The sequence below is a fragment of the Microbulbifer sp. MKSA007 genome, from assembly GCA_032615215.1.
In the GTDB taxonomy this organism is placed as follows: domain Bacteria; phylum Pseudomonadota; class Gammaproteobacteria; order Pseudomonadales; family Cellvibrionaceae; genus Microbulbifer.
Window position 1 is genome coordinate 3434828 of sequence record CP128433.1, and the last position, 24592, is coordinate 3459419.

General features: G+C 48.2%; 25 protein-coding genes. 2 read left to right on the forward strand and 23 right to left on the reverse strand.

Features of this window, described 5'->3' with window-relative positions:
- Window positions 1-200: 200 nt before the first annotated feature.
- Window positions 201-755 (reverse strand): HNH endonuclease family protein, encoded by a 555-nt coding sequence (locus tag QT397_18095; protein WNZ54777.1) that lies wholly within the window; start codon window positions 753-755, stop codon window positions 201-203.
- 75 nt (window positions 756-830) lie between these two features.
- On the reverse strand, window positions 831-1814 hold the full coding sequence (locus QT397_18100) for a hypothetical protein (protein ID WNZ54778.1): 984 nt from the start codon (window positions 1812-1814) through the stop codon (window positions 831-833).
- Window positions 1815-2266: 452 nt separating this feature from the next.
- On the opposite strand from QT397_18100, the gene QT397_18105 reads away from it, so the two are divergent.
- Window positions 2267-3211, forward strand: a complete 945-nt coding sequence (locus tag QT397_18105) for a hypothetical protein (GenBank protein ID WNZ54779.1) — start codon at window positions 2267-2269, stop codon at window positions 3209-3211.
- A gap of 419 nt (window positions 3212-3630) precedes the next feature.
- Here the strand turns inward: QT397_18105 and QT397_18110 are convergent, their stop codons facing one another.
- From QT397_18110 to QT397_18125, 4 genes are read right to left on the reverse strand one after another with little or no spacing between them, the layout of a single operon-like run.
- Window positions 3631-5685 carry a hypothetical protein gene (locus QT397_18110; protein ID WNZ54780.1) on the reverse strand — a complete coding sequence of 685 codons (2055 nt, stop codon included), beginning with the start codon at window positions 5683-5685 and terminating at the stop codon, window positions 3631-3633.
- Window positions 5685-6779, reverse strand: a complete 1095-nt coding sequence (locus QT397_18115) for a hypothetical protein (GenBank protein WNZ54781.1) — start codon at window positions 6777-6779, stop codon at window positions 5685-5687. The genes QT397_18110 and QT397_18115 overlap by 1 nt, the downstream gene beginning before the upstream one ends.
- 47 nt (window positions 6780-6826) lie before the next feature.
- Complete coding sequence (locus tag QT397_18120) at window positions 6827-7753, reverse strand: hypothetical protein (GenBank protein ID WNZ54782.1); 927 nt, start codon at window positions 7751-7753, stop codon at window positions 6827-6829.
- A 10-nt stretch (window positions 7754-7763) separates the two neighbouring features.
- The gene (locus tag QT397_18125; protein WNZ54783.1) at window positions 7764-8300 is read right to left on the reverse strand and encodes a hypothetical protein; all 537 of its coding nucleotides are present in this window, start codon (window positions 8298-8300) and stop codon (window positions 7764-7766) included.
- An 88-nt stretch (window positions 8301-8388) separates the two neighbouring features.
- Between QT397_18125 and QT397_18130 the strand changes: the two genes are divergently transcribed.
- Window positions 8389-9000: a hypothetical protein gene (locus QT397_18130; protein ID WNZ54784.1), complete on the forward strand. Its 612-nt coding sequence runs from the start codon at window positions 8389-8391 to the stop codon at window positions 8998-9000.
- A 156-nt stretch (window positions 9001-9156) separates the two neighbouring features.
- Here QT397_18130 and QT397_18135 read toward each other — a convergent pair whose 3' ends face one another.
- From QT397_18135 to QT397_18215, 17 genes are all read right to left on the reverse strand, one after another.
- Window positions 9157-10020, reverse strand: a complete 864-nt coding sequence (locus QT397_18135; protein WNZ58559.1) for a hypothetical protein — start codon at window positions 10018-10020, stop codon at window positions 9157-9159.
- 912 nt (window positions 10021-10932) lie between these two features.
- Window positions 10933-11319, reverse strand: coding sequence for a hypothetical protein (locus tag QT397_18140; protein WNZ54785.1), 387 nt, complete (start codon window positions 11317-11319; stop codon window positions 10933-10935).
- A gap of 9 nt (window positions 11320-11328) precedes the next feature.
- Complete coding sequence (locus tag QT397_18145) at window positions 11329-13788, reverse strand: hypothetical protein (protein WNZ54786.1); 2460 nt, start codon at window positions 13786-13788, stop codon at window positions 11329-11331.
- Window positions 13785-15311: a hypothetical protein gene (locus tag QT397_18150; GenBank protein ID WNZ54787.1), complete on the reverse strand. Its 1527-nt coding sequence runs from the start codon at window positions 15309-15311 to the stop codon at window positions 13785-13787. Before QT397_18150 ends, QT397_18145 begins: the two co-directional genes overlap by 4 nt.
- Window positions 15311-16000 (reverse strand): tail fiber protein, encoded by a 690-nt coding sequence (locus tag QT397_18155; GenBank protein ID WNZ54788.1) that lies wholly within the window; start codon window positions 15998-16000, stop codon window positions 15311-15313. The genes QT397_18150 and QT397_18155 overlap by 1 nt, the downstream gene beginning before the upstream one ends.
- Window positions 16001-16021: 21 nt before the next feature.
- Window positions 16022-16429 (reverse strand): hypothetical protein, encoded by a 408-nt coding sequence (locus QT397_18160; GenBank protein ID WNZ54789.1) that lies wholly within the window; start codon window positions 16427-16429, stop codon window positions 16022-16024.
- Complete coding sequence (locus QT397_18165; GenBank protein ID WNZ54790.1) at window positions 16429-16755, reverse strand: hypothetical protein; 327 nt, start codon at window positions 16753-16755, stop codon at window positions 16429-16431. Before QT397_18165 ends, QT397_18160 begins: the two co-directional genes overlap by 1 nt.
- A 58-nt stretch (window positions 16756-16813) precedes the next feature.
- A complete protein-coding gene (locus QT397_18170) occupies window positions 16814-17707 on the reverse strand; it encodes a DUF5309 family protein (protein WNZ54791.1) in 894 nt (297 codons plus the stop codon).
- A gap of 2 nt (window positions 17708-17709) precedes the next feature.
- On the reverse strand, window positions 17710-18699 hold the full coding sequence (locus QT397_18175; GenBank protein WNZ54792.1) for a hypothetical protein: 990 nt from the start codon (window positions 18697-18699) through the stop codon (window positions 17710-17712).
- 6 nt (window positions 18700-18705) lie between these two features.
- Window positions 18706-18951, reverse strand: coding sequence for a hypothetical protein (locus tag QT397_18180; protein WNZ54793.1), 246 nt, complete (start codon window positions 18949-18951; stop codon window positions 18706-18708).
- Window positions 18952-18955: 4 nt separating this feature from the next.
- Entirely contained in the window at window positions 18956-20992 is a 2037-nt protein-coding gene (locus QT397_18185; GenBank protein ID WNZ54794.1) for a hypothetical protein, read from the reverse strand.
- Entirely contained in the window at window positions 20992-22428 is a 1437-nt protein-coding gene (locus QT397_18190) for a terminase family protein (protein WNZ54795.1), read from the reverse strand. The genes QT397_18185 and QT397_18190 overlap by 1 nt, the downstream gene beginning before the upstream one ends.
- Complete coding sequence (locus QT397_18195; protein WNZ54796.1) at window positions 22364-22879, reverse strand: hypothetical protein; 516 nt, start codon at window positions 22877-22879, stop codon at window positions 22364-22366. Before QT397_18195 ends, QT397_18190 begins: the two co-directional genes overlap by 65 nt.
- Window positions 22879-23142: a hypothetical protein gene (locus QT397_18200; GenBank protein ID WNZ54797.1), complete on the reverse strand. Its 264-nt coding sequence runs from the start codon at window positions 23140-23142 to the stop codon at window positions 22879-22881. The genes QT397_18195 and QT397_18200 overlap by 1 nt, the downstream gene beginning before the upstream one ends.
- Window positions 23139-23507 carry a 3TM-type holin gene (locus QT397_18205; protein WNZ54798.1) on the reverse strand — a complete coding sequence of 123 codons (369 nt, stop codon included), beginning with the start codon at window positions 23505-23507 and terminating at the stop codon, window positions 23139-23141. Before QT397_18205 ends, QT397_18200 begins: the two co-directional genes overlap by 4 nt.
- The gene (locus tag QT397_18210) at window positions 23507-23884 is read right to left on the reverse strand and encodes a D-Ala-D-Ala carboxypeptidase family metallohydrolase (GenBank protein ID WNZ54799.1); all 378 of its coding nucleotides are present in this window, start codon (window positions 23882-23884) and stop codon (window positions 23507-23509) included. The genes QT397_18205 and QT397_18210 overlap by 1 nt, the downstream gene beginning before the upstream one ends.
- Window positions 23885-24374: 490 nt before the next feature.
- Window positions 24375-24578, reverse strand: coding sequence for a hypothetical protein (locus tag QT397_18215; GenBank protein WNZ54800.1), 204 nt, complete (start codon window positions 24576-24578; stop codon window positions 24375-24377).
- Window positions 24579-24592: the final 14 nt, after the last annotated feature.

The window sequence follows — 24592 nt, forward strand, 5'->3', positions numbered from 1 at the left end:
AATATTCCGAGGCAAAATAAAACTAAACCACCCCAGCCCGACAACCAATATGCTCCCGCTACCATCTTTTCAAACATTGGGTGAGTAAAAAACAAAGGTATAATCTTTCCTAACACTACTATTGCCAGGAAGGACAGTAGAAAAAATAAAATTGAATAGCGGAATAATTTCAAGAACATCCTTGTCTGCATAGAAAACCTTTAACCTGCGTTATTGCTTCTTAGCGCTGCAAATTGCCGCGCCTCATCTTCTGTTAGAGCCAATCCATACTTCTCCACTATCGCCATGAAGCGCTGCACATAGATTACCTGGACGGGCTCATAGGGTGGCATCCACTCATCAGGGCCTTTGTCACCCTTGCTTTGGTTCCGGCCATCATCGACTAGCCACAGATTCTCAGGGTCTTCCGCAAACTGACGCTTTAGCTCTACAGTCCAGTTGGCACCACCGTGCCCGTGAGCCCAGGACAGCGGCACGATGTGTTCAACATCCAGGTCAGAGGCCAGATTGAAAAATTGGCCCGTGTATGGGTCCAGCCAAAGGCCAGTATCTACAGTGCACCGCTTGTCATTGGTGAAGGTTACTGGAGCCAGGGAGAACTGAACCAGTAGCTCATGGCGTGTACTCTGGCAGTCTCGATCGGAATCAGACCAGCGTGGCAGCCATTCGTGGCGGTCGTATTCGTTGGTGTTGGCTACAGCCTCAAAACAACCAGACAGAGCGGTGGATAGGATAATTGGTAGCAATAGACGCATGACGACCCCTCTTTATTGTTTAGAGGGATCGTACATGACGAAAATTAAGAGAACAAATACAAGCCTTTACACTTTTTACTGTAACCTGGGAGGGTAATCGAGAATTTCTTCTCCTGTGTATTGCCCTGAATTAATATCGAAGACACCAAAGCTCTTAACAGGCGCATTCCAAACTCCAAACTTGGGAAATGAAGTGCTCCCATCACCATGTTGTCGATATGCAATTGTGATCTCATTGTATTTAGCCCGCTTTTCAGAAGTCAGAATATCTTTATAATGAAAAGCGTTTTCAGCTAATTGCTCACGGTCCTCTGGAGTTACCGGGCGGGTACCAATCAAACCTTTTTCTTTAATTCTATTGCCCAGCCCATACTTAAGCTTCACCCCTGGCTTATGTGAAGAAGAGGGTCGATCAAATGCAATCATTTGCGCGCCAATATCATTTTCATACGCCAACTTTATGCGCGTCATTTTACTTCTATACTCTCTAAACAAGGGGCAAAGAGATGATTCTGGATACTTTTTAACTATATGGTCAACCACATGAAGTAAATGCATATCTTCAGGCTCAGGAAGTGGCATAAAAACAGCTACAGCGCCATGCTTCCCCCTATCTAGAGCTAAAAATAACTGCTCAGATATAGGTTTTTCCCGCGTCAATAAGGAGGCACTAAGATCATGCAGGCCATACCTATATTTTAAACTTTGAGACCCGGGGCCATTATAAAAAAAGCTCGGCATCGTTCGAGCCAAAACTCCTTGACCACTCACATCATATATATGATCGTAACTCTTTTTTCCTGACTCCCCAAATGGCGTAGCCATAGTAGACTCATAAATTGTTTGCCATTTAGAAGAGCTATCACTTCCATCACAATTATTGTACACACGAATAGATAATCGCGACTCGTGAAAAGCTTTCGATACAGTATCCTTAGACTCCCACTTCTTAAACTCACGCCACCACACTTTGGCATAAGAAGCGATAATGGGTTCCGGCCTTTCATCTGCCACTTCCAATACATCGATAAAATCATTACGCGCCTCAATAAGGTTCATAAAATTCCTGCCATGCATTGTAAAAAAAGGTTTCTATTGATACCGACTCCCCCCAAGCATCAATCTTTAAAATATGCACAAAAAGGGAAAACTAACAGTAAAAAACATCAGAATTGAAATCAATTAAAACAACACCACTCATACTATTCTCTTAGAGCAAAATAACTACACAAGCAAAAAAACAACTAGCCGAAAAACTTTCCTTAACCTCCATCAGGGAGAAACAAAATAATAGAAAGAAGCTGAGGTATGACAACCCTTCAGAATTATATTGAGTGGTCGTACTGGAAGTGAACAGAGGAGACAAATACAGTTCGACATATCAAACACTTGTCTCCATATATCAATTTTGAAAAATTAACAAGAGTTTACTATTACGTGGCAAGTCACGATAATCCCCGTGGACCACTAGTTAAATATCAAAAGAAAATTGAATAAGCCAAGGAATGGTTTTGAAGAAATTAATTTTTCTTGCATTTGGGGATAATTTTTTTACACGATTCTTAAATCACCCCGCATTAAGCATTTGTATACCTGCCTTTACCACTATGTATTATCTAACCCTTGATATTTGGGGGGATGACTTTGCATTAATCAAGAACAACATAGAATTTCATCAGTCAGCTTTTCTGACCCTCCTCTTTATCACATCCCTAGTGATAATATTTAAAACAATTTCTGAGCTTTTGCACAGCAAGGTAAGCAAACAAAAAAACGAGATAACCAAGGCTCTAATAATGCTATTCAAGAGCCTGGTAAATAAGAAAAAACGTAGATTTTTTGACAAGGCAAAGCACCTAAAACCAACCGGTGATACCTTCAAAGCAATCACACACCCAAAGGAGCAATTAGAGTATGTACTGGCTGAAACAAAAAGATTTTTAGTCGAAGCTTTTGGATTAGACGCCAAAAATATTGCAATAACAATCATCCAAGGCAATCCAAGGGAAGATAAGTGGTGGTATGAGTTGCGATGTGAAACACAAAGAAAATACGCAAGAGCTCGGGACATCATGAACGGAAACTCTACAGCCGCCACCTGCTTTCAATCTGGTGATAGCCTATTGATTCCAGATATTAGAAAGGGTATCAAAGAGAATATGTTTGAGCACTCTAAACGATCTAGAGATGCCAAACAGGGATCAATTTATTGCAAACCAGTTAGAATAACTGTAAACAACTGTAATTATGTTTACATTTTCTCTATTGCAGTTTATGGTCAAAATATATGTCCAGCAGATAGTAATGAAGATTTTAAGGCCTGCGAAAATGTATTGGATGACATCGCTGACCGCGTCGAATTAGAGCTTTATCTACACTCAATGAGAAAATATCGATTTCAGGACATCAGTACAAGCAGGGAGGGCAGTGCAAATGCGGAAGATATTAGCACCTGAAAAAGGTGAGTTTAAACGTCAAGGAAAGCTCGATTATATAAGGTCTGCAGCAATTAAAATGCTAGCCTCCAATATCAAACCGGTTAGCAGTAAGGAGCCCGAGGTACAAATTATAACTAGTCGCCCTAAAGAGCTAAAGCCATCCGGGAGTTACTGATAGTTAACCATGCAAACAGTACCACTTGGGGCTGACTCACGCGCCCCAAGTAGCTGGCACCCTCATTCCAATTGGGGGTTTTACCTTATGGCACGCTTCTCCTTAATGCCCACTGCCAGACACTTTTTGTATTTGCTATCTGGGATATGGTTTAGGAATGAATAAAGAAACAAAACAGTTAATCGAAGAAATTGTCTTTACATTCGGGTTAGCTGTTATTTTTATAGCTCCCTTTGTGAAAGATTGGCACTTCTCATAGCCATTACTGGTTAACGACATCCAGGGCCCCAACCAAAGGTGCGAGTGATTTGCCCTCTTCCCTTACGGGGGTTACTGGTATGTCTATAATCTCGGCATCTAAAACTCCCTTGGCGCGCCGCCCTTTGTACCCTAGCTCCAGTAATTTCAGAGTTGCCCGCTCAAATACGCCCAGGCTTTCTTTTAGAGAATTAACTGCCACACCTGTCGGCCCATCGCCTAGAGCTGTTCCAGGAACAGGAATACGCAACTCACCAACTTTGGCAATACTCTCAAGGGCTTCAAATTCCTCATTAGATAAAATTTGCTTAAGCTTGGGTCTGCCAATGCCCTCAATTGCTCTTCGGAATTCCGCCCCATTGAAAGTCCGCTCGCCCTGCTGATTTGTAGCAAGCGATTTTGTTGCCCTATCTTTTAGGTGTACCAAAGTTTGAGCCCGAAGGTCATTCCAAGCAGCCTTGCCAGCCTCACCACTGCCGCTATTCAAATAGCCCTTTAAGAGCTTCAGGTCATCAACTTTGCCGCTCTTGCCTACCACCAATCGATTGAAAATGTCCTCTGGCGCAACCCCTCCCTCCAGTATTTGCTTTACAACGGACTTGTCGTTCTTCCAGAACTTATGCTTTTTAACTGCCTCCAGCGATTTCCGGGACTGCTCGAAAGCCGCGCGAGCTTCTTTGTAGAAATCGTCACCGGCAGATGCAAAAACATCCTCGTCAACCGCGTCCTTGAGTTGTGTCAATATGCGGCGCCCAATGCCGCTAGTGGAATCCCAATATTCATTGATAAGTTGCCGGACATCCCGCTCCACTTGCCTTGGCGTGAGGCGTGCATGTTTCTCTACCATGCCTGCCGAGTTAACCGCTGATGGGGACTGGCTGAGCAGCAACCCCTTACGCTGTAGCCTGCCTCTGATCGCCTTCAGCACACCATTAGCAGCATCGTCCGAGGTCATACTATCTTCCAACAAACTATTGAAACGCTTGAGCAGCACTTTCGGCTGGCCACCAGCAATCTCACTAGCCTGCTGATACAGCTTCGACGCGAGGGCATCATCATGTAATGCTCTACGTGTGATCGCGTCCTCAATCGCATAACCCGTTTCATGCGCCTCTCGGCTGGCCCCACCAGTCCGGCCAGCCAACTCATCTACGCGTTGAGTTAAAATAGAGTCCTGCTCTTCCAGAGCTCCACGGATAGCGCCAGAGTGCTTACCCAACTCTTGCTGCTCGCGGAAATCATCAGCATTACGCGTGAGCTGGGCCTTTGTTGGTTTTACTCCTACCTCTTCGAATGTCCTGTTGCGCACACGCTGCTCGACTGTATCGAGAGCACCTTTTAACTGCGTAGGCTGAACCTCGCCACGCGCCACAAGTCGCGCCCCCTCCCTGGTAACCCCTTTCTCATCAGCGAGAACGCCTTGGGAGATAGCCATTGGCTTGCGCTTCATATTTGAGGTTACAGCTGCAGCCCCTACGGGTAGCGCTAAAGCCCCTACCATCTCGCCCACTTGACGCCCAGTCTCGCCACCAACATATTCACCAGCTTCTCCACCAAACTCAGAGCCAGCACCTGACGCGGCGCCAAGACCAATATCAGCTGAGGCCGAAGTCTTACCTACTTCGCGGATAGCTCCGGCAACCGCTGACTCAGAAGAAGCTCCGAATTGCGGCAGCCTTGCAGCGGCTTGCCTTAACATACCCCCGGCACTTGCAGCAGCAGGGATTACTTCCCCTGTTTGGCGGACTACATTTTTGCCTAGCCCGTCCTCCATGAAATTGCCTTCAGTTCCCTCTTCTAAAGCACCTGTTAAACGAGGCATTCTCCAATCAGAACCAGCCGCATATGCCACCGCATTCGGTACTGCACCAGCAACAAAATCTACAAGTTCAGTTGCACCACGGTTCACCGCACTCATGAACTCCAGTGGAACAGAGGCTACTAGAGGCATAGATGAGCTTTCAGCACTACTCTCGGTCTCTTCCTTTGCCCATTGACGCTCCCAAGGCCTCGGATTTTCTGAAGCGGATTCCCAATTTCTCTCCCAAGGCTTTGTCATTATTTCTGCCTCCAGTTGTTAGGGTCGTTTGGGTTACCGCCAAGGAATTCATAGCCGTCTACTACCCCTCCCTTTTGGGGGAGGCCTGATGGAGGACCAAGGGAATCAATATTTGTATTTCCTGTTGGCTCATCTCCACTGCTAGGCCGAGCCTCATCAAAACCGATTCCAAGTTTTGCGCGAACAATCTGGTCTACCATTTCAAGCTTTGCTTTTCGCGCTTCGGGATGGTCTTTTCGGGTCGGAATCATGTTTATCAGTAATTCTTGGTCTTTATCTGTAAAAACACCTTCACCAGCTTCACGGAAAAGAGATTTAAGAATTGGAGCCATTGCTGAGACTGCACCATCAGCCGTCTGCGCCGCTGAGGTCAACGCGGGTAATGAGCCTGTAATCGGGTTAGTAGTGGTCCCCTCCATTCCTTTAGTTAGACCTTCCATACCTGCTTGATACGCCTTGTAAGTTTTGGCGTTAAGTACTGCAGTTTTTTCGGCCTCAGAATTAGCCTTTAAATCAAGCTCGCCTTTCTTGTTCTTTATGCGCTGGTCATAAATCTTCTGAAGCTGCTCATCCGATAAAAGCTCCACCGGAGTGTTGCCGCCAGTCGTTGTCAAAAGCTGGTCACCGATCTTATGTACTTTTGGATCAAATCGAACACCCAAGTCACGTACTTCAGTCGAGCCATCAGGATTCTTAACCGCAATCCCATAGTTACCATTAGCGAGCGCCAAAGGAGAGCCAACAGTCTCAGGAGTAGCCATTCCTTTCTGCTCTATCATTGCTCGCTTAAGATTTATTTCATCAATCCCAGAATTGAGCTTGGCATTATTATTTTGTAGCGCTGCTAGTTGATTGTTGTACCCCTGATAAGCTTGTGAGGGTTCGCCACCGTTTAGGCCTACACCTGCAGCTGTCAGCATCCGTCCAATGCGGGCCCACTTATTACCTTTCAGCCTTTCAACTTCACTCTGATTTTCAATTAACTGCTGTTCGTATCGGTCTATGCTGCGAGAGAAAGGATCTGAGGAATCGAAGGTGGGAGATTGTTGCGGTTCAAGAAAATTCTGGTCGAGCACTCCGATAGGCTCACCCATGCTTAGTACTGGCATTTATCTATCCTGTTGATTTTCAGTTGTGGGCCTTATCCCATGCCCTGCATGATTCCGCCGATACCACTAAGGATGCCCCCGGCTCCTTGACTACCGCCTGCCTGAGTGGACTGATTAAGCACAATCGGTGAGCCAATCGAGCCCTGGTACAACTGCAGTTTCTGCCAGGGCTCCATTGCTACCTGCTGCATGTAGTTCTGCATTGCATTGCCGCCCTGCCCCATCATGCTCACACCGCCCATACCCATGTTATAGGCGTTGCCATACCCGGTATTAAATAAATTCCCAGCTGTGCCGAAATTGCTCGTCGCCATATTGGCATTGAGATTGTTGGTGTTCATTTGCGCGTTTTGGTTTGCACTGGCTTGATTCGCTGCAACCCCCACGGCCTGGTTATAGGCATTGGAGCGAATACCTGCGGCCACATCTGAGGCCCTATCATCTGCTCCGCGCATAGCGATACCTTCGGCAACCCCTCGGCGCGTTGAGCCTGTATTACCTGTAGAGACAGCGCCTGAGGCTATGCCCGGTAGCTGGTTTTCATTGAGGTCGCGGTAAATATCACGAGTACTCGCTGTGATTTGCGAGTTCAGTAGGTCATTATCAATTAGGGAGTTCACGGTATTCATATCAACACCGTTTTGCATTGGTGTTTGATATCCACCACTTCCCATGACTTGGTTTAGGTAACTCTGCATTGTGTCTGCAGTATTTCCGAAACCATTGGATGCACTTGTCACTTGGTTAGCATAACCATTGGCCGTATCACCAAACCCCATTGCAGCCTGAATGTACTGCTGCATTTGTGGTGTGAGGTCTGCGACTGGAGATTGGCCAGAGTTGTAGAGTTGCTGCCCTTGCCCCCAAATATCATTGAGGTAGCCTTTCTGGTCCTCATCCAGATAACTCTGGCTTTTGGACTCTCCACCGCCACCCATAAGACTGTCTAAAAATCCCATGTTTCACCTGTTAAAAGAGGCTGAGAATGCCTTTGATTAGTGGGTCTTCTTTCAATCCATCTTCAAACGCTTTGCCAGCGTTGGAGAAATCCAGAGAGCCAAGGTTTGCCATTGATTCAACCATGCTGCCAGAGCCTGGCAAGGTATCGTTGAGGTCGTCTTTCCAGCGGTAGGTGGCGTCCTGCTCGAACACCTTTCCGCCGAGTAAGTCCAGGGCGTAGCCCTTGTCATCTTCATCGCGATAGCCACCATCTCGGGCTTCGTGTTCGTTGATGGCAATGATTGCGGCGAGGGCTGCCCAGGGGCCGGCTGATGCAATCCAGCTAGAACCTCCTGTTACACCACTGCCGGCGCCAGTGCTTGCGGTGCTACTCGCGGTACTCCCTGCACCAGATGCGCCACCGCCTGCGAATTTGTTGTACCAGCTCATGGCCTGCATTGGGTTGATACTGGATTGTTGTGTGGTTTGGGGTTGTTGAGTTAAAGAGGGTGCCGGGTTGTACAAGGTTTCCCAGTCGGGCATGTAGGGGTTGTATCCAAGGTTCATAATTTTCTTCTATGGAAAGGGTACATTTAGCACTTTGCTGTAGATACAATGACTTGGTTAGGTAATATTATTTAAGGAGTTTCCTGCTATGGATCAGCCTGCAACGCTTTCTCAACTTATTTGGATGTTAACAATCTTCACCTTTGCCAATGCAGTTGTTCCTTTCATTAAAAAATGGGCAACAGACCGGGCCGCGCTTGCTACAGCAGCTAACCTCAGAGAGCAGCAGGGGAATGTAGATCACAAATTTGCAGCAAAACTAGAAGAGATAAAAAAGCAAAATAATCAATTGCTTGAGCACGTTAAAAATCAAAACTCCCTTCGACTTGCAGCTGCGGAAAAGAGACTTGAAGTGTATGCAAAAACCAGCGAGCACCTTTATGCTATCCACAAAGATTTCTTTAATTCTAGAATCCTAGAGCTACCAAAGAACCTAGAGTCACATTTTAAAAGCAACGGAATTTACTTCAACAAGGAGACCCTTGTTGCATTAGAAGAAGCCTTAATAGCTATTGATGTAAGAAACAAAAAAATACAATACCTAAGTGCTAGCGTCGTCCCTGAAGGAATTCAAAAACTTATGTCGGATATGAGAGGAAAAATCATAACAGCTCATAACCTATTATTTGAATCTGTGAACCTACCACCATTGAAACATGAAGAGAACAGCTCCCACAATAGCACTGAATTTATATCCTAGGGTAGCTATCGGACACTTCTTGGCACAGCAAACGGTCAACTCGAAGGAATTGCCATAGCCGCAATGGAACCATGAGCGGCTAGGCGATTCGCCACTCATACAACCTAATAGGGGAGCTAGGACACAAGAGCACCCCAGCCCGTAAAAAGTATAATTTTAATCAGTACTTTTTGTGAAATACAAGCTGTCTTCCACTAGCTTCCCGGTGCTTGGATTAACAACATACCAAGTCAACTCGTAGTCTCCAGCCTCAAACCAAGCAGGTATATTTAGGTAATTTCGCGTGTAGTCCTTTGCTTCAGAATAATTCAATACGACATCCCGTGATTTATGAATGGGATAATTAGTCCCATTGGGAAGTTTGAGAACACTCCATTGTTCGAGTGTAACCAATGATTGCGTATAGTCTAAGTTACGAATACTTGCATCATAATTAACTCTTCCCCCATAAGAAGGAACTGAAAACTCAGCCGGCTCGTCAATCTCGATCGCCAACTGGATGTCAGAGGATTCACCTTCGACAATTAGCTCAACGTCCCAGAACTCCACGTAACCATCAACCGCTTCGATTGAAAACTTAGCTTCCCCATCGAGAAGGTTTTTCGCCAAGAGAGAATTTTGGTCTAAACAGAGGCTAACATCCTGTAGCTCTGAGACAGGGTTGGGATTTTCCGGAGTTGGATCATCGGCGGTGTAAACCATAGACATCGGATACAACATCTCATAGGACATATGGCAGGGCTTAACATATTCCGGTCCTACAATAACAGCCATCCTGTCAGCATTTCCGCCTTTAACTTTGGTTTTGATACAAACTTGTTCAATGGCATCAAACTGATGGGCAATATCTAAATCCACCTCATGCTCAACTCTATCTTCGAAGCTGAAGGGATACGGCTCACCTAGGTCTATTGTTGTACTGATCGTATCTGCCTGAACCAATGTCGATGCGCAGATTAAAGTAAAGCCAGCGATAGATTTTTTCAGCACGGCCTTGTGCAGAGGGCAGCTTGCATTCATTTTTTTCAAAATCACAATCCATTTAATACATTGAGAGAAACAAAAATACTTCTGACAGTTTTTAGAGTAGAACCTTGATAAAGCAAGACCAGTTCCTTGAAAATCAAATATTTACAGGATGTCTTGGCAGTTCTAATCTGCGAAAAGTAACTTTATTGGTTTACTAGGCTAAAACTGTCCTAAGCATTGTATTTCACCCTTTCCTGCCCCTACAAAATTTTTTCCTCTCTAACCGTACCAGGTATAATAAAAACTAAAGGCGCCACAACTAATTATTCTCATTATCCCGGTAAGTATTTTTATGCGAATAAAGATTGCGTAAACACCTCAGCCAAATTGCTGCCCGTATCCCCAATAGCCATCAATAATGTCTCCGGGCGATTAGTCACCAGTTGTTTTAGTTATCCGCTAGGGATCGCCATAGCCGCAATAGAACTATGCACAGCTAGGCGATTCGCAACTTCAACTATATCGCTGACTGCATGGTCTATAACGACTTCCGATTGCATGCAGAGTCATCGAAACAATCTAACTGGTACAAACACACGATAAATACTGATTTATAAATCCAAATAACTATTGTTCCACAATTTGATTTTGGGTATTTTTCAAGTGGCGCGAAAATTATTAGGTAGAGGCCACATGAAAACTTCAAGTTTCCATAAATTCCGCTCCAATCGTTTTGTGCGCTCTTTAGTTTATAGGTAAATAGGAATTACAACATGAATGTAGGAACTGACATTAAAGCTGGCCCAAACATCGAGAATGGGTCAGGAGGAGCCAGACCGGAACCTGGACAGGGCTAGTTAGCGGCCACTAAATCCAGATTTACAGAAACCTCGTGTTGCGACTCGAGGTTTTTGAAGCTTAATAAGTCCTTTAGTGGGCAGTCCTCTCCCATCACAATCGTATTCACGCGCTAGGAATAGCCATTGCCGCTATTGAGCTATGCACCGCTAAACGATTCGCCACCTCAACAATACAGCTCGCTACTAAATCAGCTGCATGGTCTGCCACATTCACAGCCTGACCTGAATCAGTCTGTAGTGTTTTCGTTGTTACATACACACTAGACATTTCATCACCAGCACCATCAAGCTGCACATTGTTTTGGGTATCAATTACAGCGATGGTGCACTTCAATACGGCGGCAGCCTGGGCATCAGCAGAAGCGGACTCAGTAGCTTGGGTAACTGTAGCGCGAACGATAGTGCCCGCACTGTGACCATCATCGATACTGTAGGCGAACTGCCAGGACTCTAAATCTGGAACACTGCTTAAGGGAGAAAAACTGGGCACAGTTGCCTCCTAAGGTTTATATATTGCGTTGTGGGTAATTACTCGGTGCTGAGGGTCAGCACCAGCGGCATAGCTGATATTGCCAACGGAAATTTTGTAGACAGTCCGCAGTCCAGCACATTCAACGCGCTCAACAGTTTCCCAGGTGAGCGGCTCGTCTTCATGCAGGACTCCAAGCTCAACATCAACACAATCCTGAGCCAAATAAACCTGACCGGATTTATCTGTAACTGGGGTTTCCCTGCTGCAAATAACCTGAGCCCCGCTCGTCATCGTGAGCAACACACACGGCACAGTCTTTTGAGGTTCAACCGCCCTGATAGGTGCCAAATGGGAATCTCTGTCACTAACATCCCAACAGTCAATCAGGTCTCCAACCTTGCAGTTATCTGCCAATAATCCGTCTCTCAGCCAGGAGCCCTCTGCAACGCAATACGGGTCAGTTGGAGTTGTGGAGCCTCCACCTTTCGCTGGGGTTCGAATGGTCCCCACTGCACGCCGTCCAATGCCGGCAGCTAATTTCCAAATCTGCGTAGTTGCATAGTAAGTAACACCACCACCGGCATAGTCCGGGTCATCTACATAAACGTAATAGGTAGTAGAGAAACTCAATCCGGTAATAGAGCCACTGTTATAGGCAACAGTGAAGCCTGCGTACTGAACAGAGTGGGAAGAGATTGAAATTTTTGCAGTAGAACCGTCATCCGCTGCGGACAGCACTGCACTGCTAGTTGGTAAGCTAGCCACGCTGCCCATATTCTGCTGCAAGCTGCGCTGGTCGGCTATCTGGCCCTTTTCATTGAGGCCACTCAGGTATTGCGCGAAGCCGATTAATGGGCGCGGATTTTGGTAAACGCCACCGCTGTCAACCACCTCAGTTGCCGATAGATAAATCTCCCCAATAATCAACAGTTTTTCCGTTGGCGTAAATGAAACCCGCTTAGTCGTAGACCCGTCCCAGTAGTGATATTGGTACTGCCCCCGCTCAATAGATACCGGCAATGCTGAGCGACTTGAGGTCCAGGACCCGTCTGTATCAGTAACGATATAAAACTGCCCGGATAAGCTTGGATTCAGCTGAACCGCCGGAACGGTCACCCTTTCGCCATCCCAGATAAACCAGCCCGGCAAATTGCCATCGGGATTACCGCTGGAATCAAAGCCGCACAATTGCGCCTCTCCCGGGTTCGCATCATCTCCCAAGGTCGATCCACTATTTATTTTCAGGTAAAGCCCATTCCCGGTAGGCTCAACCTTATCAATGCGGACATAATCCAGCTGCGTCCGCCCCACCTTATCGCCACCATGATTGGCAATAACAAACGGGGAAAAAGAGCGCACATCAGCATGCAGCTTTGCAGGCTGCGCAATCGTATTTCCCCCCGTCGCACTTATTTCAGCATCAGAGCTAGAATTACCTTGAAAATAACCCGTGTACTCCTGCCAGCCGTCCCCCGCCGCTGACACCCCTGAGCAAGCCACATAATGCTGACTACTATATGAGTCGCTTCCGCTACGATTGCACCGGGTACCATCAGCACGATAGCCGCTGACCCCAATATAAAGCTTCCTGTCTGTATCCCCCTCGTTACCTACCCACACCCGCGCTTTAATGCGGTAGAGCTCGCCGGGATCAAATGGAAAGCGCTCAATATACTCAATATATGCCACACCATCCGAAGCGAAATTACCACTGCCATCACCACCGACACGCAACACATTGCCGCCGACCCGCGCACCAGAATCATTGGTTTTCACATAATAAATATTGCTATCGCTATTACCCGCAACAATCGGCCAATCATTCTTTGCTGTGGTATCCAAAAACGCATCAACAAAAACTGAAGCGGAGGCCTGCTGTGCGCGCAGCTGTGCACGCCGGACACTCTGCATTGAACCAATCAGTATGCCGTCATCGGTGAACTGACCAGTGGTCTCATCGTAGCCAACAACATTGCGGGTAGCATAAAAGGCCTGTTCTCGAGTGGCTTCAACCACTGCGCTCAATAGCGCGGTTTTCATATCGTGGGCATAGTCCCAATTAGCATCAAAAATAGTACGACTAATTAAGGTTTTTTCAGAGAGGTCATCCCAAGCCGGAATTAGCCCCTGCAAATAACTAGTTAATGCGGCCAAAGCATTAGTAAATGCAGCTCGTTCAGTATCAAGAGCAGTCCCAAAGTTGCTTGCCAGTACATCCAGCTCAGTCTGGTCACTAATTAGCTGGCTGTACTCGCGAACTAGGGACAGCTTCTCACTTGCATGTAACACGCCATCTGAGGAGATATCATCCAGGTCTTGTAGCGCTGTATCCGCACTCTCTTGCGCACTGGTGGCAGTGCTTCCTGCATCGTCAGCTGTTTTTTCAACGCGAGTATAAAGCCGCTCGATAGACATAAATTCGCGGCGGACAAACTGCCAAAGCTCTGTCAGTGTGCGCGGGATTCCTGGACCAATTCTATAGCTCATCGTCCATCCACCTGCAGCAAATCCAAATCCCACCCAGTTAGTCGCCAAAACCCATCATCAATAGATTCGATGCGAATGGCGAGATAGCGAGCCTTCACCCGACAATCCACTTTTAGCCCTGTTGCAATGTCAAAGGTGCGCGGCTGTCTCCAGCGAACTGCACCCATCGGAGTGTCAGAACCGCCGATAGTTATTCGTACCTGGCCAGAGCCCTCTATTTGCGGGACTATTTGGCGAATCAGCTTCCAGCGCTTGGAGGGGGCTTTAATAAATTGGTCGAGATCAATTCCAGTTCGCTCAAGATAAACTGCTTCAGTGCTGTTGGTGGTGGCGAGATAGTCGGCCTCCATCAGCTGGCCGTCAGCGAAATAGTACATAACCGGGTAATATGTCGTCTCTGACATATCGCCCCAGCTCTGGGCCAATTCTTTCCAGCTCAGCCCCGCCAGCTCATCCCAGGTGATTATCTTCCCTTGCTTTGGTGCGAATACCGCACAGGCAACATTTGGCAAGTCGACAAAAGTGAAGGTGTTATCAAGCCAGTTATAAACCAAAGCACGGTTTGCTGAGCCGGTCGGGTTGGTGGAGTAATAGACCCACACTTCTTTGGTTTTGTGATTGGCAATGCAGCGTACTTTATCCCGCTGTGCCAGCTCACCGTAAAACATTTTATTTACACGGCGGTGAGCTATTGGCCGAGGCGTTAGGCCGTCATGGACAAAAATTTCTGTGGAGCCAACCACGAAGTGACTGCGGTCAAAGGCGGCTACCGAGTTCCGGCAAAGAATGCCTTGGTCGAAAAGTGTCTCGAACGAGAAAATAAACTGGCCACCAACATGCTGCATCAAGTAGGTGGCGTCATGGCTATAAACGATATTGGCCGAGCCCATCGGCAGGCAATCGACAAGCTCGCTTGCGCCCGCGTCAATGGGGTTTGCACCCGCCAAATTTGAAGTGTCGGCAACGTCCCAGGTCTCCGGCACTGTTCCGGGCTCAGCTTCATCACTCCAGCGCACTGTATTGGGATAGCTCACACCATCCTCAGTTACACCAAGTGCAATCATAAAACCTTTGTAAATCCGTAAGCATTTTGCCCGCAGATTACTTGGCCAGTTCGGCAGGTCTTTAAATTCAGTGTCATTCGGCTCAATGATTTGCGGAATATCGGTGCCGTTGTTGAATATGGCAGACTCTCCCCAGACCTCACTGTGCCAGTCATCACTGTTGTATCCGGATGAGTAAGCAGTGCCGGTACGCTCCACAAACGCCTCATTCTCACGGCGGTACAGCTTGCTTGCTGAGGCATAGGCCAACTGAGGGATACCGTCAGCTATCCAACCCTCACCCCATACCGGGGTTTCTGCCAGGTCTTCCAGGGCAAGCGGGCTTGGCATCGCTTGGGCTGCACCGTTAGCAAAGCGCACATTGCGGCCAAAACTGAATTCATTGATTGCCAGCTCATAGGCGGGCTGGTCAGCATTAATGCCTCGCTCACCGAGTTGTCGAATTGGGTAAAATGGCATTAGGAGACCTTCATAATAAAGGCGAGACCGTAATATGGAGGTCTCACGTCTACGGTGTGTTTGTGTTTACCGTCTTCATCAATCGTGTGGTCGTGCTCCTCACCCCCACCCTCAGATTGCAAGGAGGCAGTCTTGGCATCTTTATCTGACGGATCGTAATCCGGGCCAAAGCTGGAGCTTTCGTCACCGGGATAGGCTAGGACTTGCCCTTCGTGCCCGTGATCGTGTGGTGGCATTTGGTCGACAGAGATAGCCGTTCCACCAGTTTTACCGCTGTGGTCATGCTCGCCCGTCTCGCTTGTATATTTTGTTTTCGCGCCGCCATAACTACCCACGTTGTAATCCGATCCGGCACCGACAATAAACCGGTCACGTAAATCCGGCGTTCCGTTTTCGCCATCGCACAGCACCCAATTTTCCGGGATCGTATTGCCGGACCACATAACAATTGCACCAACAGGAATTATGGAGAGAGCGTCAATAGCTTCGCTAATTCCTTGGGTTATTGCTTCCGGTAATTTATTAATCTCTTCATGGCTTAAATCTATTGCCCCGGATAGATTCGGGAAAGTGTTTTTTATGGCCTTCTTTAGCATCCGAAGATGGTCATCACCCCACCCTGCCGGGTCACCATGGGCTGGGTTATTGTTATCCAGCTCAGAAATAAAATTTGCGTCTTCGATTGGCATGGTTTGATACCCGGGTGACCGTTAATAGGCGCTCTGCACAATGGAGCCTGAACCAGCAAGCTCTTCTTCCTCGCATACAAGGTTGAGCCGGTGCAGCTGGTCTTGAAATTTGGATTCCCAAAGCGGAACACGGCTGTCGTTCATCAGGAATGATTCAGCTTCTACAAGAGCGCCGAATAGATAGAGGTCAGGCGCGGAAGTTAGGACCGGATTCGTATCCGTATTAATGGAAAGCTGGCCTGAAAAGTCCTGATTGCGCGTAATACCAACCGCGCCATTTACTTCAGCGCTAACAGTTGGTCCGCGTAATTCGCGAAGGATTCGCAGTTCAGCCAGTGTAATGAAGTCAGGGATTGATTCGTCCAGGTCTTCACGCTCCAACCATCGAGCGATTGCTGATTTCAGCTCGCCATAATTGGTGATTGCCATTAAATGCCCTCAAAGAATTTCTGCGAGCGCCCCATAATGCAGCGGGGAAACTCGGAGTGAATTATCTGGTCGAATTTGCGCTTTTCAGCCGGAGACATTTTCCCGTATCGAATCGGGTCCATTTCCTTCCCGTACTTCTTAATGATTTCAAGCTGAATGGTTGCGGGAATACTGAAGCGAAGACGGCGGTAATCTTCTTTCACTGCACCGGCTTCTATTTGATGCCGGCGATGGTCCTGCTGAGCAAAGAAGGCTTGCTCGTTATCTTTGCGGACCTGATATACGGTGCCGTCCTCAATCGCGAAACTTTCGTGTGTTCTGGCCATAAATTTTGAGCAATAAAAAAGGCGCCCGAAGGCGCCCTTAGTTGGAGGGGGTTAAAACTTAAGAGGTGGTGATGTTCTCAATCACAAAGCTGGTTTTATCATTGAGGCAAGCCAGTGTTAGCTCTGCTTTCCACATCATTTTCTGGTTGTGGCCGGTTAATGCTAGTGGCACCAGCTTGGTTTTCTGCAGGGTATCCGCAGACCAGAACTCTGAATCAAGACCAAGGATTGTGGAGGTATCCATATATCGGCCTTTGACCACCGAAACAGAGCCATGAGGTGTGTCAATGATATCGATACAGTCAACCAGCCTCTTCTCTTCCACATCACGGTTTCGCCCTGACTGCTGTGCAAATCCAGCAATAGGGTCAGCGTGAATAGGATTAATTAAGAGCGTTTCAACATTGCCACCATTGTTATATGTAGCGAGCTGACCAGCCTTAATCGATGCCTCGCCATTTGAAGCGGTAAACGCGGCACCGTGGTCCACCCGGCAATCGCTATGAATCTGCACTTGAGCGCAATCCATCTTGTCCGGCACGTTGTTACCATCACCAGTCTGTCGAGTTTGCTTGCCGGCACCATTAAAGGCGTACTCAATGTCATTCTTAAGTTCGCGCAGTTTTACGGTGGACTGGTCCTTTAACTCACTAGAGCGGCCATGCTTTTTAATCTCTTCAAGTGTGTCGGAGATTTTGAACGGCTTGTCCATCAACTGACAACGATTGTCCATCATCGCTGTCGGTGTGTAACCGAACGTGCCGATATCAGCCCCTTCAGGCCGTGCATTTTCACTTGGCGCCGTGGCATCCCGCTTTTGCCATTCGTGCAGTTTGCCTGTTGCCTTCCCGTTTTTGATAACGTTCAGCATCGGCTGGTCAATCAATTTGGTTTCGAAGATTGCATCTTTTACATCTTCAGCGGCACCAACTGAGTCGTATGTGGTAGTCATCACTAATTTCCTAAAAGACGGTCGATTTCACTATTTACAGTGTGAGCTGTAAGGCGGTTTTGAGCGGCACGGTCACCTTTTGCAGCAAGTATGCGGTCCCGCTTTATTGCGTCCCCGCGCTTCTGTGCAGCTGTACGAGGCTTACCTGCCGCCTTTTGCTTAATCGTTCGCTTTACTGTTTGGGGTTTAGGTTTGGGTTTGACTTGAGCCTTTTCGGCCCTCATCTGGTTGAGTAATGCGGATATCACCCAAGGGCGAGTTTCACTTGCAATTTCATCCTGGGGCACGCCCTTCTCGACTGCATACTTCAGCACTGAGTGGTACAGCTCATTGCTCCAGTCAGAATGCATCTCCTGCAGGGTTTCGACTGCCTCCTTGGCTTTGCGCTGGTGGTCTGCCTTGCGCTGCTCCTCGGCCTGCCCCTTCAGTTTCTTGCGGGCTTCCTCAACTTGCTGGAATCCCTGCAGGGCAACCTTGTATTGCCCGTGCAACTGCTGATACTTCGCCGGGTCATTGGCTTGTAGCTCTTGCCAGTTAACGCCGTCGAACTGAGCCAGTGGACCTTTCAGCTGGTTTTCGAGGAACTGCAAACCCTGGTCAAGTTGCTGATACTTCTGGTCAGCTTGCTTTTGGGTGTCCGCCAACTTCTGGTATTTCTTGGTGTAACCGGCCTGAAAGTTCTTCTCAGCATCGCGCCAGGCCTTCACCTGGGTCAGCGACACTTTCTCACCGTCTACATCAAAGGCAGGCTCTTCAGTAGATTCCGCTTCTTCGGTGCCCTCCTCGCCGTCTTCCTCCGATTCCTCATCGGCTTCTGGTTGCTCCTCTTCGGAGTCCTCCGCCTCAGCCTCCTCTTCGGTTTCAGTGTCGAGGTCAGTTTCGGTTACTTCCGGGTTTTCGGTTTCGGTTTCTGGTTGCTCTTGCGAGTCCTCCATCTCACCTAATACCCCAGAGATTGCTTCGTCGATTGCAGAATTATCGGAGTCCGACATAGCCGGTTATTCCTCTGTTGGTTGGTAGTAGCTGTTTAATTTTTCGGTGACTCGATGCAGGGCACGGGACTGTCGGTGCAGCTCTTCTCGCTGCTGTGGGTTTTCACAGTGGAGCCATTCACCCTGAATATCTGCGATTGCATCCTTAACCGCCTGTTTAAATGCTGGGTCATCCCAGAGTTGTTTGGCATGTACCGAGCGCGCACGGGCTGGCAGGCAGGTATTGGCAACCCGCTTGAGTAGTTTTTTCATGGGATTAAATGCTTACGTTGCGGTCCTGCCGGCGCTCAAGGGCGAGTTCCAGCTCGTCGATAGTTTGGTCATGGGCTTCAGCGTCTTCAGCCAAGGATTGCTTGCGGTCACCCAGCGAGGCGTCTGTCATTTGCTTCTGGCGCTTGAGGTCCAGGTCTCCCAAGGCTTTCACCTTCCGTGTCTCTGCGTCCTGGGCCTTGATGCCAAGCTCTTGCTGATTGAGCTGCTGCAGTACCGCTTGGAGCTGTTGGTTTTGCATGGTCATCTGCTGCAGCTGCTGCTGGACCTGCATTAATTGCTGCTGTAGCTGTGCCGGGGTGCTGTTCGGGTCGGTCAGGAATTCCGGTGAGGGCTGGCCAGACAGCTTGAATATCTCGCGCAGCACAGAGTATTTATTTTGTGGGGAGTAGATGGCCTGCAGTGAGGGGTCCATCTGCGCACCTTGAGTCAGCGAGTTATGCAGCACCATCAGCGTGCGCGCTCTCATCTCGGCATCATCAGGTGTTAGGGCCGTGGTTACCTCCATATCAACGCCCTCACCCATTTCCTGCGGGTTGAGCTGTTGCCACTCGCCATCGACCTCAGCTAGCAATCCCTCCTGGTCGTGCTCGAGAGCCAAGGTGTAAATCTCTTGGAATATCGGGATTAAAAACAGCTCTGCGTAACGCCTGGCCATCCCCATCATTCGCCGCATTGCTGCGCTGGTCATGCGGTTAATCATGTCGTCAGCATTCTGATTGCTGATAACGTCCTGATTGAGCCCGGAAGTTAAACGAGATACGCCAGCCCGGTGCTCCTTGTCCTGGTTCAGCATCTCCAGGGCGGGCATTGTGAGTGGTGTTAGCTGCGGGGTTGGAGTTGCCATCACATGGTCAGTTATCGGTCCCGCTGTAGTCTTGCTGAGCCAATGAGTTGCACCAACAGGGTTATCAATCCAGTCAGCAGGATTAACAAAGGCGCCCTGCCGAGCAACACGAGATTGATTATTGGAAATCAGCAGGTTGTCTACTATCTGCCGTTTGATGGTCGCTTTGAGCTTTTGAATGTCACCAATAATGTCGTACATGGATAGGCCGTCATATCGATGAGCTATCCGAAGTGCCGCCCAGCTGAAATACGGCATGCGCTGTACTTTCTCAACCTCAAGGATGGTGTTGCCCACCTTGAACACCTGATGCAGCTGCGCAATTCCATCGCCTTCGTCATCCCACCAGATAAACAGCTCGTAAAGCTCCAGGGTTTCTTGTGAAGACTCGCCAAGCAAATCATTACCGGTCGTCACACCCTCGCGGGCCTGCTCTTCCATTTCATCCTGGGAATCACCGTCAGCAGTCAGGCCAGCAACTACTTGAGGGTCAAAGCCCATCTCAACCAGCTCAGAGCGGGTAACCTCACTTTTCTCACCCCAGAAGCGCGCCTTGCTCGGTTCAGTAGCGTTTGGGTCTCGAACCACACGCTCAGGGGCAATAACCTCTACCGCAACACGAGAGGCATCAACAGGCACCCTAAGCTCGGCATCAATCAAGCCGCTGGCCTCATCCTGCTCAGCCTGGGTCACCTCTGCTTCAGAGTTTTCAAGCTGCTCGTAAATATCCGGCGTGATTCCTTCCACCTGCTCAGTCTTGTATTCGGTCTCCTCATTCCAGTAGACCTTGGCTGTGCAGTTCTTAGCTAACAGTGCATCCTGGATTGAGTCGTGCAGGATGGAATAGCCGGAATTGTTTTTATTAAATACCCGGTTGCAGTAACTGGTGCGCAGCTTTGCCTGCAGCACATCATTCTGGTCTTGCGGGGTGAACTTCACGGTCTCCCGGTTGGAGCCGAACACCTCCAATAAAATCTCTTTGGCATCCTCCACTGCATCGAATACATCACGGCTCACATAGTCAGAACGTCCATCACGCTCATTGCCGAAGGGCTCACCGTAGTAATACTTGTAGGCCTGGGCACGGTCATCAGAGTTGGTGGAATCGTCATCACCTTCTGATAGCTGGATACACTGCTCAGCTAGCTTCAGAATTTCGCCTTTAGTCTTTGCCATCAGTAACGGATTCCAGGGTTGGAGCGGGAATAGTCGAAATTGTCGGCACCGGCACGATTCTCACCAAATCTGGCAACACTGATTGCGGAGTACCTAAAGCCATCCATAAAGTCATCATCAATCTTGACGATTTTTCCGTTCTTGCGATGGTATTTCCTGAACTCATCCCAGAATGGTTTGACCGTTGAAAATACTTTGAGCCGTCCCGTACACATCCGCTGATAAAGCTCCTGAATGCCAGGCTCTACAAAGTTGGTGCCGTCTTCGTTAGTGAACTTGATGTGCATGTTCACGTTGAGCTGGCGATACTGCTCCGCCATTGTTTGGCCTGAGCCTTTTTCAACGCTATCCCCATCATGGGGATATATCACCGGGATATAGTCACCACGGGAATTAATTGCAGCCGCATGGATTGCGGGAACCTCACCACTTTTTGCATAGCCGTCATAGACGTAAATGATGTCCGAGTCGGCATCGTATGCAGTCCAGCAAACTGCTGTGTCATGAGCAAAACCAAAATCAATGGCCGCGCACTTCTTCCAGTGTGTCGGTATCTCAATCGGGTCAATCTTTATTGAGTCTTCCGATACTGGGTAAACCATTCCCTCACCCAACAGTGGAATGCCTTTAGTTCTCATATCTCGCTGATATGGTGGGAATGCTGCTAACAGCTGCTCTTTTGTAGAGTCATCAAGGTGCGGAGCATCATCCCAGGTCACGGTTTGCAGATACTGCCCCTTCTGGCGGTCTTCCATAAATTGGGTCACCAAGTCAGTCATGCCATTTTCAGGAGTAAAAGTGAGTGAAGCCCAGCCGCCCTTGCTGCGATTGCCTGTAGCGGTCCGGGTTAATGCCTGCGGGTATATTTCTGGGTCTTTTGGCTCTTCATCAATCCAGCCGTAATCAACTGATGCACCCATTAGGACATGCTGACCTTGGGCATATGCCTTTAGGCTGATTTGCGAATAATTCACCACATCACCACCGGCACCGTAACGCACGTAAATATCCTTAGCCAAGCGCGGAGTTCCCATCGCTGGCACAACCTCATGAATCAGGTCTTTGTGAACCAGCCCGGTGCCATCGAATTGTCCACCGTAATAATTACCAAACAATTCTTTCTGCATTACATCGCGAATCTGCTCGCCGGTGACACCTAGCCCCCAGGTATAAGGGGCATAATTAAACGTGATTCCCGGCCACCAATCGGGGTACTCGCCAATTAGGTGACTTGCAACTTGGTAGGCTTCAGACGCAGTCTTCCCTACCCTGTTTGCGGCCATTAGCAGACATTGCTTGTTAGTTTGAAAGGCGCTATACCACTGCAGCTGCCAGTCATACGGCCTGAAGTAATGCCGCTTGTTGTACTTCTTATGTTCCTTGACCGTCTGCAGGGCTTGAGCCAGTCGTATCTTCTCCGCTGGGGTCAATTCCATGCTCCTGCAAAATTGCGTTGGCTTGGTCGATGGTCATGCTGATACCGCCGCTATGCTCAGTCTTCTGGTCAATGTCGAGCTTCTGCCCGTACTTCTTTGGCTTGAGCTTTTCCATTAGCCACTTGCGTGTATCAACTCGAAGTCGAGAACGCTGGATATTCTCGGGATTAAGCACCTCCTCTACTGAACCATCTCTTGCCTGTCGGTCCATGTAGTCATTGGAACTATCGTCGGCTATCTCCAATAGCTCTTCAGCCATGACAAAAGTTGAGACCTCTTTCGCCTGTGCGTACTGGTCGCAAAACTCTGAGTTAGTGGCCAGCCAACGTATGACTGTGGACTTGTCAGGCATGCCATCATGCGCGCACACCTCACGTAAACTCAGTCCTTCAGCGAGCAAAGTGCAGATAGATACTGCAATCTCTTCGGAATACAGAGTTGGCCTTGCCATTAGTCCGCTCTCTCAATCAACCGCTCTAGCTTGCTATCAATACGCTGGAGCCGTGTTCTGATTTCGTCTTTGAATTCAGCTATGTGCTTTTGCTCTAGGGCACGCATAGCTGATTCGTGCTTAATTGCTTGCGCGTTCTCCCCTACCCGTTTTTCTACATCTGAGCCCCAGGCAAACAAGCCAGCCGCTAAAAGTATGATGCTGGCTATCTGAGTGATAGAGATGCTTTTGCTGAGGTGCCAATGCTCTGTTTGTTGGGTCATGATTGCTTCCAAGCCTTCATTGCTTTCTCAGCGCTTCGCCCCACGACATAACCTCCGAGGCCGATTTTTACTATCTCTAGCAGTACCAGGGTTTGCTCCTCGCTCAGATTTGGAGCTGTCCAGCCTAGCCAATGAAATACAATCAGCCCGACGAACGTGAGCATTGTTACTGGCCGCCAGTTTCTCTGTAGCCATGACTCCCCCGAGGCTTCTGCCGTTATTACCTGAGTTGCCGCCTTTAGCTCTTCCAGGTCCATTGAAATCAGCTGAGAGTCAACCTGAGCTTTTAGGCGGTTGGCTTCTGTCTTATCTGGGAATGCTTTGTCTATGACCTTGCCGAGTAGATTTGATATAGCTGAAATCATTAGTAGCTCCAGACTGTGGGCCGGGTTAGTTCGCCAGGTATTGCTTCAAGGTCATCCAGGTGGAGGAATCGCTTACCGATAGCGCCCTTTTGCTTAACTCCTATACCAGTAAACCCTTCCTCTTGAGCGATTTGGATTAACCGATAGGCTCGGCCTAGTGCCACTTGAACATCAACAGCTTGCCCGGTGGCGTGGGTCATAGTGGCATTTAACCGGGCGTTATGTGCTGGGCAGCGATAGCCAGAGTTAATAATCATTGGCTTGCCGAAGCGCTCTCTAACTCTAATCAGACGCTTTAGCGTTTCATCTTTGAAATGATTTTTGCCACAACAACGACAGGCCAACTCCGACTCTGTGAAGTAGTCGTTTTGGAACATAGGAGTCTCAAATTTCAGGCATAAAAAAACCGGCTTGGGGGCCGGCTTAAGAAAGGATGGTCGCTGCATGAAAACCAAAGCAGCTGTGAACATACTACCCATGGGCACAAATACTGCCAATACACACAACTGTACATATATACAGTTAATGCAAATTTGTGCGCCACTCTAACAATCTGACACAAAAAAGCCCGCATTGAGCAGGCTTTAGGGCGTTTCGCTAGGAACCTGCATATTTATCCCAGCATGGGGTTTTTATACAGTTCTGACACAGAGAAAGTCAAGGGCTTCTTACCATTTAGTAGTAATCTATCTAAAAAGTAACTTTAATCACTATACATAATTAACCCTAAATAATAAATCTTGCAACCTAACTTTTGGAAATATCAAACCCCAATAAACCGCTATGCCGTACACGCTTCTGAGAACCGTTCGACCCATTCTTGGCCGTTTAAATGCTCTTCAAAGCTTGCATCAATATCAATATCTTTCAAATTATTTTTTCCCCTCCAAACACCCTCATAACCTCACCGTTTTTAAGGTATAAAGGGGGCAAAGAAACAGACTCAAAAGGTAGAATACTAGAAAATAAATCTATGATATTAAAGTTATCAAAACCCGCCTGACCATAGCTGCGAATGTAGTCCAGCTTACTAGAACTCAATTCCTCGTGACACTCAGCCGCCTCGCTCATACATGCATCTCTGA

Excerpts from the sequence above, each read along its gene's own strand:
- QT397_18125 (WNZ54783.1), bottom strand. The coding sequence starts at position 8,300 with ATGAACCTTGGATACAACCCCTACATGCCCGACTGGGAAACCTTGTAC.
- QT397_18210 (WNZ54799.1), bottom strand. The coding sequence starts at position 23,884 with ATGTTCCAAAACGACTACTTCACAGAGTCGGAGTTGGCCTGTCGTTGT.
- QT397_18115 (WNZ54781.1), bottom strand. The coding sequence starts at position 6,779 with ATGGGTGAGCCTATCGGAGTGCTCGACCAGAATTTTCTTGAACCGCAA.
- QT397_18215 (WNZ54800.1), bottom strand. The coding sequence starts at position 24,578 with ATGAGCGAGGCGGCTGAGTGTCACGAGGAATTGAGTTCTAGTAAGCTG.
- QT397_18110 (WNZ54780.1), bottom strand. The coding sequence starts at position 5,685 with ATGACAAAGCCTTGGGAGAGAAATTGGGAATCCGCTTCAGAAAATCCG.
- QT397_18130 (WNZ54784.1), top strand. The coding sequence starts at position 8,389 with ATGGATCAGCCTGCAACGCTTTCTCAACTTATTTGGATGTTAACAATC.
- QT397_18195 (WNZ54796.1), bottom strand. The coding sequence starts at position 22,879 with ATGGCAAGGCCAACTCTGTATTCCGAAGAGATTGCAGTATCTATCTGC.
- QT397_18185 (WNZ54794.1), bottom strand. The coding sequence starts at position 20,992 with ATGGCAAAGACTAAAGGCGAAATTCTGAAGCTAGCTGAGCAGTGTATC.
- QT397_18200 (WNZ54797.1), bottom strand. The coding sequence starts at position 23,142 with ATGACCCAACAAACAGAGCATTGGCACCTCAGCAAAAGCATCTCTATC.
- QT397_18175 (WNZ54792.1), bottom strand. The coding sequence starts at position 18,699 with ATGTCGGACTCCGATAATTCTGCAATCGACGAAGCAATCTCTGGGGTA.
- QT397_18150 (WNZ54787.1), bottom strand. The coding sequence starts at position 15,311 with ATGCCATTTTACCCAATTCGACAACTCGGTGAGCGAGGCATTAATGCT.
- QT397_18205 (WNZ54798.1), bottom strand. The coding sequence starts at position 23,507 with ATGATTTCAGCTATATCAAATCTACTCGGCAAGGTCATAGACAAAGCA.
- QT397_18180 (WNZ54793.1), bottom strand. The coding sequence starts at position 18,951 with ATGAAAAAACTACTCAAGCGGGTTGCCAATACCTGCCTGCCAGCCCGT.
- QT397_18165 (WNZ54790.1), bottom strand. The coding sequence starts at position 16,755 with ATGGCCAGAACACACGAAAGTTTCGCGATTGAGGACGGCACCGTATAT.
- QT397_18190 (WNZ54795.1), bottom strand. The coding sequence starts at position 22,428 with ATGGAATTGACCCCAGCGGAGAAGATACGACTGGCTCAAGCCCTGCAG.
- QT397_18160 (WNZ54789.1), bottom strand. The coding sequence starts at position 16,429 with ATGGCAATCACCAATTATGGCGAGCTGAAATCAGCAATCGCTCGATGG.
- QT397_18095 (WNZ54777.1), bottom strand. The coding sequence starts at position 755 with ATGCGTCTATTGCTACCAATTATCCTATCCACCGCTCTGTCTGGTTGT.
- QT397_18120 (WNZ54782.1), bottom strand. The coding sequence starts at position 7,753 with ATGGGATTTTTAGACAGTCTTATGGGTGGCGGTGGAGAGTCCAAAAGC.
- QT397_18145 (WNZ54786.1), bottom strand. The coding sequence starts at position 13,788 with ATGAGCTATAGAATTGGTCCAGGAATCCCGCGCACACTGACAGAGCTT.
- QT397_18135 (WNZ58559.1), bottom strand. The coding sequence starts at position 10,020 with ATGAATGCAAGCTGCCCTCTGCACAAGGCCGTGCTGAAAAAATCTATC.
- QT397_18155 (WNZ54788.1), bottom strand. The coding sequence starts at position 16,000 with ATGCCAATCGAAGACGCAAATTTTATTTCTGAGCTGGATAACAATAAC.
- QT397_18100 (WNZ54778.1), bottom strand. The coding sequence starts at position 1,814 with ATGAACCTTATTGAGGCGCGTAATGATTTTATCGATGTATTGGAAGTG.
- QT397_18170 (WNZ54791.1), bottom strand. The coding sequence starts at position 17,707 with ATGACTACCACATACGACTCAGTTGGTGCCGCTGAAGATGTAAAAGAT.